Source organism: Cupriavidus sp. GW823-FHT07B10, assembly GCF_058794355.1.
Genome location: NZ_JBXAGS010000001.1, coordinates 614,923 through 631,761, shown reverse-complemented (window position 1 = coordinate 631,761; position 16,839 = coordinate 614,923). Strand labels below are relative to the sequence as shown.

Sequence of the window (16,839 nt, the reverse complement as noted above, 5' to 3'; positions counted from 1 at the left end):
TTGAATCGACACCCAGTCGATGGCGGAGATGGGTCGCAAACGGAAGTCTGTAGTTGCGGCAGGCCAGCGTTACATGCTCGCCCTTTCCGCCTCAGTCAGGCCAATCCTGACTTGCGAGTTTTCGAGCTTGGCGTCGGTCACCCCATCAATGCCTCGTTGGTCATGAGCACGATTTTGCCGGCCACGCCTTTCTCACCGAGCAACTCGTGCGCAAGTTTTGCCTCGCTAAGAGAGAATTTCCGAGCAATCAGCGGCTTGATTCTCTCTTGTTGAAGTAGGTCCAGCAGAACAGTCAAGTCCTGCCGGAACAATGCCGGTTTCATCCGCTTGAGCCATTGAATGCTGTAGGGGACCACCCGCTTCCGGCCCGGGAGGAGCCAGCCTCCAACAATGCACACACCGAAAATCGCAAGTCGCTGGAAGCGGTTACGACGCCCCGAGCGACCTGATGCCAGGCGTCCCCCACGTAGCGAGGCAGTAAGGCCATAGGCTACGACTTTCCCGCGGGGATGGAGAGCGTCGCGGGAACGCCAGATGTTGCTGCCGCCGATCCCGTCGAAGACGACGTCTACGCCGTCACCCGTCAGGCGGCGTATCTCTTCCACGAAATCAAGCCTTTGATAGTCAATGGGTATGCCGCCCAGGCCAGAAACCGCCATCGCATCTTGCGATGAACAGGTCCCGTACATTTGCAGCCCGGCGAGGCGCCCAAGCTGCAATAGTGCCGAGCCAACTCCGCCCGCCGCACCGTGAATCAAGACCTGCTGACCCGGCTCGACTTTGGCGCAGCGATGCAACATCTGGTACGCAGTAACGTAGTTCAGTACGAGGCTGACAGCCTCGGCCACGTCCACTCCCGGAGGCACGGGAACCAGTTCGCGCTGAGCCAGACAGACGAACTCGGCGTATGCGCCGCTGATCGGCAAGGCTGCAATGATCTGACCGGGTTCAACCCCGGAGACCCCACTGCCTAGTTTGTCCACCATGCCGACCAGATCCCAACCGGGCGTAAAAGGCAGCGGGGGCGTTTCGGGGTGAAAGCCCTCGCGCATCATTATGTCCGGTTGGCCCACACCTGCTGCCAGCACCCTCACCCGCACTTCGCCGACCTTGGGTTCGGGGCATTCCTCCTCCACTACGTGAAGCGCATCGGGCCCGCCGTAGTTGGTGACTATGATGCGCCTGTGTTTCATAGCGTTGGAGAGTATCCGTCTCGTACCACAACAACGTCGCAGATCGTCGACACTAGCGACAAAGCCTTGAGACTAGCGGCTCGTATGTACGCAGCCTCTGCATTAAAACTAGGTGCTATCTCGCCAGCGCGGTTGACCTAAGTCAACGGGGTTGGCCTTGACGATTCAGCCTACAGAATGCATTCCATCCGACGCACCAAAGAGCATCACTGATCTATCGACGGACCAAGAATCTGCGTGCCGTTCAATTGTTTGTCGGCCATACCACTTGAGAGCACAGCGCGCTATCTTGGAGTGAGGTGCGTGGCCGGATCGCGGTCGCTTGCCGGCCTAGTAACTGCCAGTTTCTGCCATCCAACAGGTGGCACCCAACGGCGGAAGCTCCTTCTAATGTGGCCACTCGCGCGACCGCCCTGAGTTCGTCCCCAAAGCGTACGCCGCCAATACCGTTGAGGCGGGCGACTTGCGTGGACAAGCAAGAATTCAGGGCAAGCCAGGCCAATTCTGTCCTAATGGGTTTTTCAAAACGGTGCGAAGCGCCGTTCCCGACCTTGAAACGGTCGGTGATCCGCAGCAATTGGAACGCGGTCGAAGCGGGGACATCCAGGACTCGCTTTCTCTTGATCCGGCGCAAAGCAGCCACGGCCCTTCATGACTATTCACTATCCAAGTGCCAACCTTTCGGGGGAGCCGGCCATGTACCCGATTGTCGAAACGCGTCTTGGCAAGGTGCGAGGCCTCCGCTGCGATGGCGTGTACGCGTTCAAGGGCATCCCATATGCTGGCCCACCGTTCGGCATGAACAGGCTGCGGCCGCCGCAATCCGCAGCACCCTGGCGTGGCGTGCGGGATGCGCTCTCGTTTGGGCCGAAATCGCCACAGATTGCGTACCCGCCCGGCATCGCGGAGGCACTCGGAGAACTCGTTGGCGGCGGCGAGGATTGCCTCGGCGACGGTCTCGCCAATCTCGGACTACTTGACCAGATCGCCGCGCTCGAGTGGGTGCAGCAGAACATTGATGCATTTGGCGGGGACCCAGGTCAGGTCACTATTTTTGGGCAGTCGGCCGGCGGGATGAGCATCGCAACCCTCTTTACCGTGCCACGCGCGCAAGGGTTGTTTCGGCGGGCAATCGTGGAAAGCGGAAACACACCCCATGTCACTTCGGCCAACACGGCGAAACGCATTGGCCACAGGCTGGCGGCGCTCCTGAAGGTCGATCCCACCAGGGAGGCGATTGCCTCAACCACGCCCGCGCAGGTTCTGCAGGCACAGGCGCAATTGCGCGAGGAACTGACTGCCGATCCGGACCCGGCTTTCTGGGGGGAGGTTGCGCTTAGCAGCCTCCCGTGGGCGCCTACGGTCGATGGAGCAATTCTTCCTGCCCCCCCAATCGACGCCATTCGCGCGGGCGTGGCCGCGAACACAGCACTGTTGGTCGGTTCGAATACCGAGGAGACCCGGCTCTTCCTGGTCCCCAGCGGAGCCATAGATCGCATTACCGAGGCCTCCGTCCTGGCGCTGGTGGCCGCGTACGGCCTGTCGGCCGGAGGCCTGAGCGGCTACCGCGCAGCACATCCCACGGCCACCGCTGGTGAGCTGTTCTCGGAAATCCAGACGGATTGGTACTGGCGCATCCCTGCCGTTCGACTCGCAGACGCCCACGCGGCGAATGCCCGGATTTCGACGTACATGTATGAGTTCGCGTGGCGTTCGCCTCAGTTGGGAGGTCGTCTGGGCGCGGCGCATGGGGTGGAGATACCATTCATCTTCGATACTTTGGGCCCCGGAGCAGAGGCGCTGGTCGGCCCAACACCGCCACAGTCGCTCGCCGACGCGATGCACCGGGCCTGGGTTGCGTTCGCCGTCAACGGCGATTGCGGCTGGCCCACCTACGATCCGGTCCACAGGTCAACGATGCGCTTCGACACGCCGTCTGCCGTGGTAGACGACCCGTTGGCCGTGAGGCTTGCCCTCTGGCACGGCGTGCCTTAGTGCGTCGTACCGCTGGCCTTCCGAACAGCTCCACCCGCAACATGTCCAAGCGCATCGTGATCATCCAGGGGCATCCAGACCCATCGGGCCAGCGCTTGCTGCATGCGCTGGCGGACGCCTACGCTCAAGGCGCGACCACGGCAGGACACGGCGTACGGCGCATCGAGGTGGCGAAGCTCGACTTCCCGCTGCTTCGCACGCAGGCTGAGTTCGAGACTGGCACACTGCCTCCTGCATTGGAGCAGCCAAGGGAGGACATGCGCTGGGCGGAGCATTGGGTTTTCCTGTTTCCGCTATGGCACGGAACCATGCCGGCGCTATTCAAGGGTTTTCTCGAACACATCTTTCGGCCCGGATTTGCCATGGATTACAAGGAGAAAGGGTTCCCCAGACGACTGCTCGCCGGCCGCTCGGCACGCATCATCGTGACCATGGGAATGCCGGCGCTGCTGTATCGCTGGTACTTTGGCGCATACGGAGTCCGCGGCTTCGAGCGCAGTATGCTGAGTTTCGCCGGGATCAAGCCGATCCGCGAGAACCTGTATGGGCTTACCTTTGCCAACGAGAGGACACGTACCCGGTGGCTGGAAAACATGCGTGCACATGGTGCGCACGGGAACTGACCGGAACTCGGCAGACACATGCGCGCTCCTGGGCGGTTGCCGTCGTTGTGGTGGCTCCCTGCCACCGTCCGTTCATCGGCCAAACCGGCCCTTCGCCTTCGGGAGTCTGAATGGCTCAGAAGGGTCGGTGGCCTAAACCGCTCGCGCGGTAACCCTCCGGCCATCAAGAGACGGTCGCCGACCGAAGCCCAAGGGCTGTTGTGCGGCCATCACGGTCACTGATAACCCACGGCTGAGATGCCGAGTATGGCGGCTTCGCGAAGCGATGGGCGAGGACTCGCCGCTTAGGGAGGATTTGTTGGTTGTGACGAACTTCTACCGACTGATGCCGTCAACGACTGATGCTAGCCCCCTTTGGAGCAGGGACCAGTCCATACCGATGACGACCGCGCGGTAGCCGCGTGCGATCATGGCATTTGCCAGGTCGGTAGTCGGCGCGACGCCGCCGAGCAAAACCCGGCTCTTTAGAATTGGGGTCTCAAGTTGTGCGATTACCGCTTGCACCTCGGGGAGGTCCGTCCGCCCCCGGTATCCCATGCTGGTGGCAAGGTCCCCGGGACCGATGAAAACAAGGTCAAGTCCGGGCGTTGCGACAATGTCTTCAATATTGCCAATGGCATCGACGTGTTCAATCGTGCCAATGGCAAGCACCTCGCCATCTGCGCAATCCAGATATTCGCGCATGGTTAGACCCCATCGCGGCGGGGCATAGAACGGGCCCCAGAAGCGATCTCCTTCGGGCGGGTAGCGGACAGCCCGCACTGCCGCCTCTGCAGCGGCCCGGGTCGTCGTCATCGGAAAGCAGACCCCCAAAGCGCCGAGGTCAAGAGGGACCTTGGCCTGCCACGCATTGGTTGCCGCAACCCGGACCAGCGGCACGAGCGGGGTGCCGGAAGTCGCGCAAATCATCGCGTGAGCAGTGCCGGCATCGATTGCGCCGTGCTCCATGTCGATGAGGACCCAATCGAGACCGGCATGAGCCATGATCTGGATGGTCTGAACCGAAGGTATGGTCGCGATGGCGCCAAGCGTTGCTTGGCCATTTCGCCACATCGATTTCAGCCGGTTGATTCCTTTGGCGGCAGGGACGGTAGTTGTCATGATGGCTCCTGGGCACGGGCGCCATCGTAGTCTATGCATCTCGTGCCGGCCTTGCCAAGGAGACCTGTTGGGTCAAAAGCTGATGTAGAGGAAAGCTGCAGTTTCCGCGAAAGGGTGGCGTCGGATATGGGCCCGCAGATTCTGCCGTTCAGCGCGTTGCCTCGAACGCCTCTTTGGGGTCGCCTTCTGTCCTATGTGGATCGGTGCAGGACGAGCACTCGGCTGTGTTCAGCGTCGGGCCGTAGTCGGCCAATTTGAGTCAGTCATCCCAACATTTTGGGTGACCGCGTCGGCCGATTCACGGCCCTTCGCGAATTACCAAGCTTCGGCCGGTGTCGGGCCATGATGTGACATTCGTCCACGCCAGCGCGTCGAACGTCCAAGCGTCGCTTCTCGCTTCCAGGCGGCCGTAGTGGGTGCGGCGAGTCAACCCGGTTCCTGAACCGGCACGCCCGTCAACTGTTGAGTCGCACGCCCGCTACAGACCACCCACAGTCGGCAGGAATGATGGCGCCGGTAACATAGGCTGCAGCCTCGAAGGCCGGAAACAAGCGTTTGCCTGATAAAGATAGTGAACCTCGGACGAGACAGTATGGCGTGAGTCATGTCATGCCGTGCCCTCAACACACGCGCAGGCCGGTCGCAGCCCGCCTACAGCACCGTACCCCCCGGCGCCGGCGGCACCGCAGCCGCCTGCCACCCCCCGCCCAAGGCCTTGAATGCCGCGATGGCCGCGCGGGCTGACTGCGCTTCGGCCTGCGCCTTCGCATCGGATGTCTTCAGCAGGTTCTCGTCGGCGAGCAGCACCTCGATCAGGCGGACAACGCCCTTCTCGTAGGCCGCGAACGACGAATTCCGCGCCTGCCGGAGCGCCTGTTCCCCACGTTCAAGGGCATTGGTCTGTTCCTCGCGCTTGACCAGCGCCGTGAAGGCATTCTCGACATCCTCCGACGCATGCAGCACGGCCAGTCGATAGCCCGCCAGCGCCTCGGCCTCCTGCCCCTTCGCTTGGTCGATCTGCGCCCCGATGCGCCCGAAGTCGAACAGTCGCCAGCGCAGCCCGGCCACGCCGGCAGCCTGGTTGGCACTGGCCGAGAACAGGTTGCCGCTGGCCACGGTCGTCGCGCTGCCCAGCAGCCCGCTGAGCGAGACCTTCGGGTAGTACTCGGCGATGGCCGCGCCGATGCGGGCATTCGACGCCGCCAGCCGGCGTTCCGCCACGATCAGGTCGGGGCGCCGCCGCAGCAAGTCGGCGGGCGTGCCGGTGGCTTCGATCCGCGGCGCGGCCGGGATCACCTTGATGTCGGCGAGTTCGGCGCGGTAGGTGCCCGGCTGGCTGCCGAGCAGCACGTCCATCGCGTTCAGCGCGGCGTCGAGTCCGGCTTCGAGTTCCGGAATGGTGGCCTCCACCTGCGCGAGGGCACCTTCCGCCTGCTGCACCTCCAGCGCGGCGGCCAGTCCCTTGGCGTAGAGCAGCCTGACGGTCGAGACCAGCTTCTGCTGCGTATCCACCTGCTGCCGCGCGATCGACAGCCGGGCCTGCAGGCCACGGATGGTCACGTAGGTGTCGGCGGCCTGTGCCGCCACCTCCACGCGGGTGGCAGCCAGCCCGGCCTCCGACGCCTGGTACTCCGCCTGCGACGCCTCGCGCTCCCGCCGCAGGCCGCCGAAGATGTCGATCTCCCAACTTGCGGTGAGGTCGGCCTCGTACAGGCTGCCATGCCGGTCGAAGTTTGGCGTTGCATTCAGCACCCGGCCCAGCGGCGTCTCCAGGGACTGGTACTGCTTCGCGGCCTGGGCGCTGACGGCGCCCGAGGGCAGTAGCGCGGCCGTGGCGAAGCGCAGTCCGGCCCCGGCCTGCGTGACCCGGGCGGAGGCGACCGCCAGGTTGAGGTTCTGGTCGAGCGCCAGCCGCACGAAGCGCGTCAGTTGGGGGTCGCCAAACCCTTCCCACCAGACTTCGAGATCCGCCCGGGTGGCGGCCCGGCGCTGCTCCACGTCGCGTTGCCCGAGGAAGCGGTCGGCGGTGGGCACCTCGGGCTTGCGGTAGTCGGGGCCGACGGCACAGCCGGCGAGCGCCGCCAGAGCAGTCACGGCGGCAACGAGGCCGGACAGGTGAGTGAGCGATCGGGAACGGGAAGGGAGGCGTCGGGAATGCATGGGCTGCCGGAATAACATGGTCGAACTTTTTTCGTGACTTGTGACCATAATACAAACTGGTCACTCTTTGTCAATGACGATTCAACGTGTAAGCTCACGACATGACCGATACCCAACCCACCACTCCCCAGCCGCGCGGTCCCGTGGACCACGGCGTGCGCAACCAAATCGTGGAGGCGGCCACCGAGCACTTCAGCCTCTACGGATATGAAAAGACCACGGTGTCCGACCTGGCCAAGGCCATCGGATTCTCGAAGGCCTACGTCTACAAGTTCTTCGACTCTAAGCAGGCAATCGGCGAGGTCATCTGCTGCAACTGCCTCAACCAGATGCGGCAGGCCGTGGACGAGGCGGTGGCCGGCGCCGACTCGGCCTCCGAGCGGCTGCGACGCCTCTTCGGCACGCTGGCGGAGGCTGGCAGCCGGCTTTTCTTCCAGGACCGCAAGCTGTACGCCATTGCCGTGGTGGCCTGCGAGGAACAGTGGGCTTCGGCCCGCGCCTACGATGCCCATATGCAGCAACTGATCCTGCAGATCGTGCGCGAGGGGCGCGAGTCGGGTGAGTTCGAGCGCAAGACGCCGCTCGACGAAACGGCTCACGCCATCTACCTCGTGATGAAGCCCTACCTCGACCCGCTACAGCTCCAGCACAACCTTGACTTCGTCGAAGTGGCGCCGGCGCAGCTCAGCAGCCTGATCCTGCGCAGCCTGGCACCCTGATCCCTCCGAGTGTGCGCAGGTCCTCGGGCGCGAAAATGAGAGTGACCATTGACTAAATTGGTCACCGTTACTACAGTGAAGGCCATCTGTATGGAGGGCCCTCATGCTTCAGCGCCGATTTTCCGCATCCACCGTCACCCACGCCGCCACCAGTGCTCCTGCCTTCGCGGCCATGTGCCTCCTACCGCTCGCACTTGCGGCATGTAGCGGCAAGCCACAGCCCGATCCCCGCGTGCAAGCGCCACTGGTGAGGGTGGAAAATGTGCAGGACGCGTCAGCCGCCCGGCGCGCCTTCACCGGCATCGTCGCCGCACGGGTGCAGAGCGACCTGGGCTTCCGCGTGTCGGGCAAGGTGCTGGAGCGCCTGGTCGACACTGGCCAATCCGTGAAGCGCGGCCAGCCGCTAATGCGGCTCGACCCCGTCGACCTGAAGCTGGCAGCACGCGCGCGGCAGGAAGCCGTGGCCGCCGCCAAGGCGCGCGCCACGCAACTGGCGGCTGACGAGGAGCGCTACCGCGACCTCGTGGCGGCCGGGGCGGTATCGGCATCTGCCTATGACCAGATCAAGGCCTCCGCCGATTCGGCGCGGGCGCAGCTCAGGGCGGAAGAGGCACAGGCCGACGTGGCGCGCAACGCGTCCGACTACGCCGTGCTACTGGCCGATGCCGACGGCGTCGTGGTCGAGACCCTCGCCGAACCCGGGCAGGTCGTGAATGCCGGCCAGGTGGTGGCGCGGCTGGCCCGCGCCGGACAACGCGAGGCCATCATCCACCTGCCCGAAACCCTGCGCCCGCCGGTAGGCTCCACAGCCCGCGCGACACTCTACGGCAAGGACGGCATGGCAGTCACCGCGACCCTGCGGCAGCTTTCCGACGCCGCCGACCGCCAGACCCGCACCTATGAGGCGCGCTACGTGCTTGGCGGCGCACTGACCGATGCGCCGCTCGGCGCCACCGTCACGCTGCAGGTGGCCGATCCACAGGAAGCGTCGCAATCCGGCCTGCAGGTTCCCATCGGCGCGCTCCACGATCCGGGCAAGGGCCCCGGCGTCTGGGTGCTCACCGGCACCCCGGCGCACGTGACGTGGCGGCCGGTCACCGTGCGCGCCATCAGCGACGATGCCGCGAGGGTCGAGGGCCAGATCCAGCCCGGCGACCGCGTGGTGGCGCTGGGGGCGCACCTGCTGAACGAAGGGCAGCAGGTCAGGTTGGCGTCGGAGGTGAAGGTGGCCGAAGCCGCCACCGACGGTAAAGGCCGCAACCCCGTCAACGGCGTGCGGGAGCAGCAATGAGTGGCTTCAATCTCTCGGCACTCGCCGTGCGCGAGCGTGCCGTCACCCTCTTCCTGATCATCCTCATCTCGGTCGCCGGCTTCGTCGCCTTCTTCCAACTCGGCCGCGCGGAGGACCCGCCATTCACCGTCAAGTCGATGATCTTCATCACGGCATGGCCCGGCGCGACGGCGCAGGAAATGCAGGACCAGGTCGCTGAAAAGCTGGAAAAGCGCATGCAGGAACTGCGCTACTACGACCGCACGGAAACCTACACGCGGCCCGGACTGGCGTTCACCACCGTCACGCTGCTCGACAGCACGCCGCCAAAGGAAGTCCCCGAGGAGTTCTACCAGGCCCGCAAGAAGCTCGGCGACGAGGCGCGTTCCCTGCCGGCCGGCGTCATCGGCCCGCTCATCAACGACGAATACTCCGACGTGACCTTCGGCCTCTTCGCGCTGAAGGCCAGGGGCGAGCCGCAGCGGCTGCTGGTACGCGAGGCGGAGACCATCCGCCAGCGCCTCCTGCATGTGGCCGGCGTGAAGAAGGTCAACATCATCGGCGAGCAGGCGGAGCGCATCTACTTGTCGTTCTCGCACGACCGGCTGGCCACGCTCGGCGTGACGCCGCAGGACATCTTCGCCGCGCTCAACAGCCAGAATGTGCTCACCCCCGCGGGTTCCATCGACACTGACGGGCCGCAGGTCTTCGTGCGGCTCGACGGCGCGTTCGACAAGCTGCAACGCATCCGCGACACCCCCGTGGTGGCACACGGCCGCACGCTGAAGCTGTCTGACATCGCCACCGTCGAACGCGGCTACCAGGACCCGGCCACCTTCGTCGTGCGCAACAAGGGCGAGCCGGCGCTGCTGCTCGGCATCGTGATGCGCGACGGTTGGAACGGCCTCGACCTCGGCAAGTCGCTCGAAGCGGAAGTAGCGAAGGTCAACGCCGAGCTGCCGCTGGGCATGGAACTGAGCAAGGTCACCGACCAGGCCGTCAACATCAAGTCGGCCGTCGAGGAGTTCATGGTCAAGTTCTTCGCCGCGCTGATCGTGGTGCTGGTGGTGAGCTTCGTCAGCATGGGCTGGCGGGTGGGTATCGTGGTCGCGGCGGCCGTGCCGCTGACGCTGGCCGCCGTCTTCGTGGTCATGGCCGCGACCGGAAAGAGCTTCGACCGCATCACGCTGGGCTCCCTGATATTGGCCCTCGGACTGCTGGTGGACGACGCCATCATCGCCATCGAAATGATGGTGGTGAAGATGGAGGAAGGGTATGGACGGATCGCGGCGTCGGCCTATGCCTGGAGCCATACGGCCGCGCCGATGCTGTCTGGCACGCTCGTCACCGCCGTGGGCTTCATGCCGAACGGCTTTGCAAAGTCTTCCGCAGGCGAGTACACCGGCAACCAGTTCTGGATCGTGGGGATCGCGTTGATCGCGTCGTGGATCGTCGCGGTCGTTTTCACGCCCTATCTCGGCGTGAAGCTGCTGCCCGAGATGACAAAGGTGGAAGGCGGCCATGGCGCCATCTACGCCACGCCGAACTACCAGCGCTTTCGTGGGCTGCTGGGGCGGGTCATCGGGCGGAAATGGCTCGTGGCGGCAATCGTCGTCGGACTGTTCGCCACGAGCGTGGTCGGCATGGGCGCCGTGCGCAAGCAGTTCTTCCCGACCTCTGACCGTCCCGAGGTGCTGGTGGAGGTGCAGATGCCCTATGGCACGTCCATCGAACAGACCAGCGCCGCGGCGGAGAAGGTGGAAGCGTGGCTCGACAAACAGCCAGAAGCGAAGATCGTGACGTCCTATATCGGCCAGGGGGCTCCGCGCTTCTACCTGGCGATGTCGCCGGAACTACCCGACCCGTCCTTCGCCAAGATCGTGGTGCGCACCGACAACCAGGAAGAACGCGACGTGCTCAAGGGCCGGCTCCGCCAGGCCATCGCCGAAGGCCTTTCGCCGGGCGCGCGGGTGCGCGTGACGCAACTGGTGTTCGGGCCCTACTCGCCCTTCCCGGTCGCGTTCCGCGTCATGGGCCCCGACCCCGACAAGCTGCGCGCCATCGCGGAGCAGGTAGAGGGCGTGATGGACGCCAGCCCGCTGATGCGCACCGTCAACACCGACTGGGGCCCGCGGGTGCCGGGGCTGCACTTTACGCTCCAGCAGGACCGGTTGCAGGCGGTCGGCCTGACCTCCCACGACGTGGCGCAGCAGCTTGAATTTCTGCTGACCGGCGTGCCGGTGACCGAGGTGCGCGAGGACATCCGCTCGGTGCAGGTGGTGGCGCGCGCCGCGGGCGACATCCGCCTCGACCCGGAGCGCATCGCCGGCTTCACGCTGATCGGCGCCAACGGCGGGCGCGTTCCCCTCTCGCAGGTCGGCACGGTGGACGTGCGCATGGAAGATCCCATCCTGCGCCGACGCGACCGCACGCCGACCATCACCGTGCGGGGCGACATTGCCGACAACCAGCAGCCGCCCGACGTATCGAAGGCCATCCTGGCGCAACTGCAGCCGGTCATCCAGAAGCTGCCCTCCGGCTACCGCATCGAGATGGCCGGTTCCATCGAGGAATCGGGCAAGGCGAACAAGGCGCTGGCGCCGCTGTTCCCCATCATGCTGGCGATCACGCTGCTGATCATCATGTTTCAGGTGCGGTCGATGGCGGGCATGGTCATGGTCATCCTGACGAGTCCGCTCGGCCTGATCGGCGTGGTCCCGACGCTACTGCTCTTCCACCAGCCGTTCGGCATCAATGCGCTCGTGGGGCTGGTGGCGCTGTCCGGCATCTTGATGCGGAACACGCTGATCCTGATCGGGCAAATCCAGGGCAACCTGAAGGAGGGACTGTCGCCGTACGACGCGGTGGTGGAAGCTACCGTGCAACGGGCCCGGCCGGTGCTACTGACGGCCGTGGCGGCCATCCTCGCCTTCATCCCGCTCACGCACTCGGTGTTCTGGGGCACGCTGGCCTATACGCTGATCGGGGGGACGCTCGCCGGCACGCTGTTGACGCTGGTGTTCCTGCCGGCGATGTATGCGATCTGGTTCCAGATCCGGCCGCCGGCGCAGGTGGCGGTGCAGGAGGCCCCCGTGGGCGAGGTGGCGGAGGTGGCGTAAGCGGCTTGCATTGCAAGCATGCGATGGGGCATCACTTGCGAAATTCGGATACCCCAAAAAAACAAGGCCCTCTGCTTATGGAGGGCCCTGCTCTGATTGCACTTTCTCGACTTTAGCGCGACAGCCAGCTTGGTTTTTCCAAACTATTGCGCCGCTTTCCAAACTAAATTGTCACGCTACAGCGGATCAGCCAGCGAAATTCTTGCCGGCGAAGTCCCAGTTCACGACATTCCAGAATGCCTCGACGTACTTCGGGCGGGCATTGCGGTAGTCGATGTAGTAGGCGTGTTCCCACACGTCGCAGGTCAGCAGCGCCTTGGCGTCGGTGGTCAGCGGGGTGGCGGCGTTGGAGGTCGAGACCAGGTCCAGCGAGCCGTCGGCCTTCTTGACCAGCCAGGCCCAGCCCGAACCGAAGGTGCCCACGGCGGTCTTGGTGAACTCTTCCTTGAACTTGTCGAACGAGCCCCACTTGGCGTTGATGGCATCAGCCAGCGCGCCGGTCGGCTGGCCGCCGCCGTTGGGCTTCATCGAATCCCAGTAGAAGGTGTGGTTCCACACCTGGGCAGCGTTGTTGAAGATACCGCCCGACGACTTCTTGACGATCTCTTCCAGGGTCGAGTTCTCGAACTCGGTGCCCTTGATGAGGTTGTTCAGGTTGGTGACGTAGGTCTGGTGGTGCTTGTCATGATGGAACTCCAGCGTCTCCTTGGAGATATGCGGAGCCAGGGCATCATGCGCGTACGGCAGCGGGGGGAGCTTGTGTTCCATTGTTCTGTCTCTGTGGGTTGGGGTTGTGGGTCCGGAATTGGCGATTGTAGGGGACTTGCAATACCCGCGCAAACCGCGGGACAAAGCCCCCTGCTCCGATGTTAGTTTGTCCTGGCAGGGGTTTCCGGGGGGATTTCCGCCCGGCTTGCCTGAGCGTTTCGCGCCCGCCGCGGCATCGCGAATGGGAGGCGTTCCCGGGCCGCGCAGGCGCTCAGAAATCCGGCAGCTTGGCCTGCACGCCGGCAATCGCCAGGTCGGCCACGCCCTTGGCCAGGTGCGCTTCGACCACGCTGCCCGCGCGGATCTCGGCGGGCGAGCGCAGCGCGCGTCCGCGCTGGTCCAGCAGCACCGCATAGCCGCGTTCCAGCGTACGCTGCGGCGCCAGCAACTCAAGCGCGCCGGCGCTGCGCGCCAGGCGCTGGCCGGCGCGCTCGTGCTGGCGCACGGCGGCGGCCTGCAGGCGTTGCCACAGGCGGGCCACGTCGGCATGGGCGGCGCTGGCATCGGGACGGCACGCGCTCCAGCGCATCGCCAGCAATTGCTGGCGGTGGCGCTGCGACACCACCGTGTCGCGCAATGCCGAGCGCAAGTGTCGCGCCAGATTGTCGACGCGCGCGCGCCGCTCCTGCAGCTGCGCCTGCGGGCTGCGCACTCGCCGCGCCAGCCAGTCCAGGTGCTGCGCGCGCAGGTCCAGCCCGCGCCGCATGCACTGCGTGAGCGCGTCGCGCGCACGCATCGCCTGTGCCAGCAGGTGCGCGCGATCCGGGCTGACCAGCTCGGCCGCGCCGGTCGGCGTGGGCGCACGCACATCGGCGACAAAGTCGGCGATGGTGAAGTCGGTTTCGTGGCCCACTCCGGAGATGACCGGCAGCGCGCAGCGCGCAATCGCCTGCGCCACCACCTCTTCGTTGAACGACCACAGGTCTTCGATGCTGCCCCCGCCGCGGCACAGGATCAGCACGTCGCACTCGCACCGCGCGCTGGCCGCATCGAGCATGTCGGCGATCTTCTGCGCCGCGCCCGCGCCCTGCACCGGTACCGGATAGACCAGCACCGGCACATGCGGCGCGCGCCGGCGCAAGGTGGTCAGCACATCGCGCAGCGCCGCCGCCTGCAGCGAGGTGACCACTCCGATGGTGCGAGGATGCGCCGGCACCGGGCGCTTGCGCTCCGGCGCGAACAGCCCCGCCTGCGCCAGCTTTTCCTTCAGGCGCAGGAAGGCTTCGTACAGGTTGCCCAGCCCGGCCCGGCGCATTGCCTCCACGCCCAACTGCACCTCGCCGCGCGCCTCATACATGGTGACCACGGCGCGCACCTCCACCGCTTCGCCCTCGCGCGGCTGGAAGTCGACATGCTGGTTGCGCCCGCGGAACATCACGCAGCGGATCTGCGCGCGTGCATCCTTGAGCGAGAAATACCAGTGCCCGCTGGCGGCGCGCGTGAAATTGGAAATCTCGCCGCGCACCCAGGCCAGCGGAAAACTGCGTTCAAGCAGCCTGGCGATTGTGTGGTTCAGCTCACCGACAGGGATGACATCGCGGCCGCTGCGCGGCGCGGTGGAGGAAGGGTCACGCGAAAAATTCGGCAAGTCTGGCATGGCGCACTGGTGGCAAGCGGCGTGAATGGGACATGTCCACAGCATAACCTCTATGTCAAGGGGGTAGCGCTGATGCCGGCGGCCTCCCCCGAAAGGCGCATGGGTTCGTGCAACCCTTTGATTCTTATGAGCTTTACGCGTAAAACAAAAATTAGGCAATATAACCAATTCTCTTTTGCATCAATCACTTACAAAGTGCCCGGCAGGCTTGTTCACAAAGTTATCCACAGCTTCTCTGGATAAAACGGGCCGTAAACCACACTTTTCCAGCACAAGTGGCCCCAACCCCGCTTGCGGTCCCATGGAAAGCGACCAACGCGGCGCGTGGCGTATCGCAGCGTTGCCGGCCGTCCGCGGCGCAGCGTCCATGCTGCATTTGCACAATTTCTGAGCAGGACCCTGTGAGGCTATAAAAATCAATGGGTTAACCGGCTTCTCCCGGATTTGTCCACAGGCCGTCCACAGTGCTCTCCCTGCGGAATGTGGAAAAATCCGGTTTTTGTCCTGCCTGCCGCCACATCGACCGCGCGCTGCACTGATACACCCGTTTGCCCGTTTTTTAAGCAATCCATGGTGCCACCTTATAAATCAACGACTTAGATGACCTCTCAGGCAGCTTTCCACAAGCGCTCCACAATCCTGTCCCGGCGCTGTGTGGAAAGCCGCACCGCAAGGTGCGCCAGCACACCGACGCGCCTCCTCAGGTTGTGGAGAGCGGTGCCTGGCTGCGTGCACCATGCGCCGCAGGGCTTGCGGCGGGCATTTGCACAAAATTTAGGCAGGAACATCTTTGCCCTTATGGATCAATGTGTTAGCACGCTTGTCAGGCGGCTTTCCACAATCGATCCACAACACTGTCCCGCTTTGCTGTGGAAATGGACCGGCACGAGCGATGCGTGGCCGAGACAGCGCCGGGTGCCGTCTTGCCGTGCGACAGGGCGCAGGTTAGAGTGGCGCCTGATTTTTCAGAGCAATGCCGGAGCGCGCGCCGCCAGCGGCCAGACGCGCATCAAGGCATGCCGTCCAGGTGGTTTGGGGTTTTGTTATTCGGTTGTCGATCCCGGGGGTCCAATTGTTTTCCATCATTCAAGCGGCCGGCTGGCCGATCTGGCCGCTGTTGCTCGCCTCGGTCATCGCGCTGGCGCTGATCGTCGAACGTTTTCTTACCCTCAAGCGCAGCAGGGTCCTGCCCGCCAGGCTCTATGAAGAGGCGCTGGCGGCCGCGCAGCAGCGCCGCGCCACGCCGGAAGTGGTCAACACGCTTGAGCAGAACTCGCCGCTGGGCCGGGTGCTGGCCGCCGGGCTGCGCCACGTGGTGCTGCAGCCGCACACCTCGCGCGATGCCGCCAAGGACGTGGTGGAGGAAGCCGGCCGCGTGGTCGCGCATGAGCTCGAGCGCTACCTGAACGCGCTCGGCACGATCGCCTCGGTGGCGCCGCTGATGGGCCTGCTGGGCACGGTGATCGGCATGATCGAGATCTTCGGCAGCCAGGGCGGCACCGGCGCCAGCCCTGAACAGCTGGCGCACGGCATCTCGGTGGCGCTGTACAACACCGCCTTCGGCCTGATCGTGGCAATCCCGGCGCTGATCTTCTGGCGCTACTTCCGCCGGCGCGTGGATGACTACGTGGCCGAGCTGGAATTCCGCGCCACGTCGTTCCTCGACGCGATCCTGCCGCAGCGCCGCGCCTGATCGCCGAACGGAACGAACGCCATGCACTTCCGTTCCCGCCAGCGGCGCGAAGAGCCGGAGATCAACCTGATCCCGCTGATCGACGTGCTGCTCGTGATCCTGATCTTCCTGATGATCACGACCACCTACTCGCGCTTTACCGAGCTGCAGATCCAGCTGCCCACCGCCGACGCCGAGCGCGCCCAGCAGCGGCCGCAGGAGATCGTGGTGTCGGTGTCATCGCGCGGGGTCTACTCCGTCAACAGGCAGGTGATGGAGCAGAAGGACGTCACCAGCCTGGCCGACCAGTTGCGCGCCGCCTCGGGCACCAACTCCGGTGGCCAGCCGCCGGTGGTGATCGTCAATGCCGACGCGCAGGCCAGCCACCAGGCCGTGATCAACGTGATGGAGGCCGCGCGGCTGGCCGGGCTGTCGCGCCTGACCTTCGCCACGCAGAGCGCGCAGCCGCGCTGACCCCGGGCGCCGTGGCGCATGCGGCCGGCGGGCTTGCCGCATGCGCTGTGCAATGCCCATAATGGTTGAGCCGCCTGCGCCCCCAGGGAGCGAAGCCGCGGGCGCACTACAATCCCATCCCAACCACCGACTCCACCGCCCGCCGCGC

12 protein-coding genes and 1 pseudogene are annotated in these 16,839 nt (G+C 64.9%); 8 read left to right on the top strand and 5 right to left on the bottom strand.

Annotation, left to right across the window (positions count from 1 at the left end; all coding sequences use genetic code 11):
- Positions 1 to 137: 137 nt before the first annotated feature.
- Positions 138 to 1,193, bottom strand: a complete 1,056-nt coding sequence (locus AC1Q6V_RS03065; protein ID WP_010811220.1) for a medium chain dehydrogenase/reductase family protein — start codon at positions 1,191 to 1,193, stop codon at positions 138 to 140.
- Positions 1,194 to 1,334: 141 nt separating this feature from the next.
- Here AC1Q6V_RS03065 and AC1Q6V_RS03060 point away from each other — a divergent pair.
- The 3 genes and pseudogenes from AC1Q6V_RS03060 to AC1Q6V_RS03050 all read left to right on the top strand — a co-directional run.
- A pseudogene (locus AC1Q6V_RS03060) lies at positions 1,335 to 1,490 on the top strand (integrase); the annotation flags it as partial.
- A gap of 399 nt (positions 1,491 to 1,889) precedes the next feature.
- Positions 1,890 to 3,188, top strand: a complete 1,299-nt coding sequence (locus AC1Q6V_RS03055; RefSeq protein ID WP_454749308.1) for a carboxylesterase/lipase family protein — start codon at positions 1,890 to 1,892, stop codon at positions 3,186 to 3,188.
- A gap of 41 nt (positions 3,189 to 3,229) precedes the next feature.
- A complete protein-coding gene (locus AC1Q6V_RS03050; protein WP_010811218.1) occupies positions 3,230 to 3,811 on the top strand; it encodes an NAD(P)H-dependent oxidoreductase in 582 nt (193 codons plus the stop codon).
- Positions 3,812 to 4,126: 315 nt separating this feature from the next.
- On the opposite strand, the gene AC1Q6V_RS03045 is transcribed toward AC1Q6V_RS03050, so the two are convergent.
- Positions 4,127 to 4,912 carry an HpcH/HpaI aldolase family protein gene (locus tag AC1Q6V_RS03045; protein ID WP_041687165.1) on the bottom strand — a complete coding sequence of 262 codons (786 nt, stop codon included), beginning with the start codon at positions 4,910 to 4,912 and terminating at the stop codon, positions 4,127 to 4,129.
- A gap of 651 nt (positions 4,913 to 5,563) precedes the next feature.
- On the bottom strand, positions 5,564 to 7,072 hold the full coding sequence (locus AC1Q6V_RS03040) for an efflux transporter outer membrane subunit (RefSeq protein ID WP_052181670.1): 1,509 nt from the start codon (positions 7,070 to 7,072) through the stop codon (positions 5,564 to 5,566).
- A 101-nt stretch (positions 7,073 to 7,173) separates the two neighbouring features.
- Here AC1Q6V_RS03040 and AC1Q6V_RS03035 point away from each other — a divergent pair, with 101 nt between their 5' ends.
- The 3 genes from AC1Q6V_RS03035 to AC1Q6V_RS03025 all read left to right on the top strand — a co-directional run bounded on the left by AC1Q6V_RS03035 (position 7,174) and on the right by AC1Q6V_RS03025 (position 12,180).
- Positions 7,174 to 7,791, top strand: coding sequence for a TetR/AcrR family transcriptional regulator (locus AC1Q6V_RS03035; protein ID WP_010811215.1), 618 nt, complete (start codon positions 7,174 to 7,176; stop codon positions 7,789 to 7,791).
- 103 nt (positions 7,792 to 7,894) lie between these two features.
- Entirely contained in the window at positions 7,895 to 9,082 is a 1,188-nt protein-coding gene (locus AC1Q6V_RS03030; protein WP_081645155.1) for an efflux RND transporter periplasmic adaptor subunit, read from the top strand.
- The gene (locus AC1Q6V_RS03025; RefSeq protein ID WP_454749309.1) at positions 9,079 to 12,180 is read left to right on the top strand and encodes an efflux RND transporter permease subunit; all 3,102 of its coding nucleotides are present in this window, start codon (positions 9,079 to 9,081) and stop codon (positions 12,178 to 12,180) included. Before AC1Q6V_RS03030 ends, AC1Q6V_RS03025 begins: the two co-directional genes overlap by 4 nt.
- A gap of 186 nt (positions 12,181 to 12,366) precedes the next feature.
- Here the strand turns inward: AC1Q6V_RS03025 and sodB are convergent, their stop codons facing one another.
- Together sodB and xseA are read right to left on the bottom strand one after the other, a co-directional pair.
- Positions 12,367 to 12,948 carry a superoxide dismutase [Fe] gene (gene sodB / locus AC1Q6V_RS03020; protein WP_010812260.1) on the bottom strand — a complete coding sequence of 194 codons (582 nt, stop codon included), beginning with the start codon at positions 12,946 to 12,948 and terminating at the stop codon, positions 12,367 to 12,369.
- A 211-nt stretch (positions 12,949 to 13,159) separates the two neighbouring features.
- Entirely contained in the window at positions 13,160 to 14,545 is a 1,386-nt protein-coding gene (gene xseA / locus AC1Q6V_RS03015) for an exodeoxyribonuclease VII large subunit (protein WP_439668563.1), read from the bottom strand.
- 1,072 nt (positions 14,546 to 15,617) lie between these two features.
- Here xseA and AC1Q6V_RS03010 point away from each other — a divergent pair.
- Together AC1Q6V_RS03010 and AC1Q6V_RS03005 are read left to right on the top strand one after the other, a co-directional pair.
- Positions 15,618 to 16,238 carry a MotA/TolQ/ExbB proton channel family protein gene (locus tag AC1Q6V_RS03010; RefSeq protein ID WP_010812258.1) on the top strand — a complete coding sequence of 207 codons (621 nt, stop codon included), beginning with the start codon at positions 15,618 to 15,620 and terminating at the stop codon, positions 16,236 to 16,238.
- Positions 16,239 to 16,259: 21 nt separating this feature from the next.
- Entirely contained in the window at positions 16,260 to 16,691 is a 432-nt protein-coding gene (locus tag AC1Q6V_RS03005; RefSeq protein WP_011614599.1) for an ExbD/TolR family protein, read from the top strand.
- Positions 16,692 to 16,839 lie beyond the last annotated feature (148 nt).

What these genes read in the sequence shown, in the direction of transcription:
- AC1Q6V_RS03065 (WP_010811220.1), bottom strand. Translation starts at nt 1,193, where the DNA reads ATGAAACACAGGCGCATCATAGTCACCAACTACGGCGGGCCCGATGCG.
- AC1Q6V_RS03055 (WP_454749308.1), top strand. Translation starts at nt 1,890, where the DNA reads ATGTACCCGATTGTCGAAACGCGTCTTGGCAAGGTGCGAGGCCTCCGC.
- AC1Q6V_RS03050 (WP_010811218.1), top strand. Translation starts at nt 3,230, where the DNA reads ATGTCCAAGCGCATCGTGATCATCCAGGGGCATCCAGACCCATCGGGC.
- AC1Q6V_RS03045 (WP_041687165.1), bottom strand. Translation starts at nt 4,912, where the DNA reads ATGACAACTACCGTCCCTGCCGCCAAAGGAATCAACCGGCTGAAATCG.
- AC1Q6V_RS03040 (WP_052181670.1), bottom strand. Translation starts at nt 7,072, where the DNA reads ATGCATTCCCGACGCCTCCCTTCCCGTTCCCGATCGCTCACTCACCTG.
- AC1Q6V_RS03035 (WP_010811215.1), top strand. Translation starts at nt 7,174, where the DNA reads ATGACCGATACCCAACCCACCACTCCCCAGCCGCGCGGTCCCGTGGAC.
- AC1Q6V_RS03030 (WP_081645155.1), top strand. Translation starts at nt 7,895, where the DNA reads ATGCTTCAGCGCCGATTTTCCGCATCCACCGTCACCCACGCCGCCACC.
- AC1Q6V_RS03025 (WP_454749309.1), top strand. Translation starts at nt 9,079, where the DNA reads ATGAGTGGCTTCAATCTCTCGGCACTCGCCGTGCGCGAGCGTGCCGTC.
- sodB (WP_010812260.1), bottom strand. Translation starts at nt 12,948, where the DNA reads ATGGAACACAAGCTCCCCCCGCTGCCGTACGCGCATGATGCCCTGGCT.
- xseA (WP_439668563.1), bottom strand. Translation starts at nt 14,545, where the DNA reads ATGCCAGACTTGCCGAATTTTTCGCGTGACCCTTCCTCCACCGCGCCG.
- AC1Q6V_RS03005 (WP_011614599.1), top strand. Translation starts at nt 16,260, where the DNA reads ATGCACTTCCGTTCCCGCCAGCGGCGCGAAGAGCCGGAGATCAACCTG.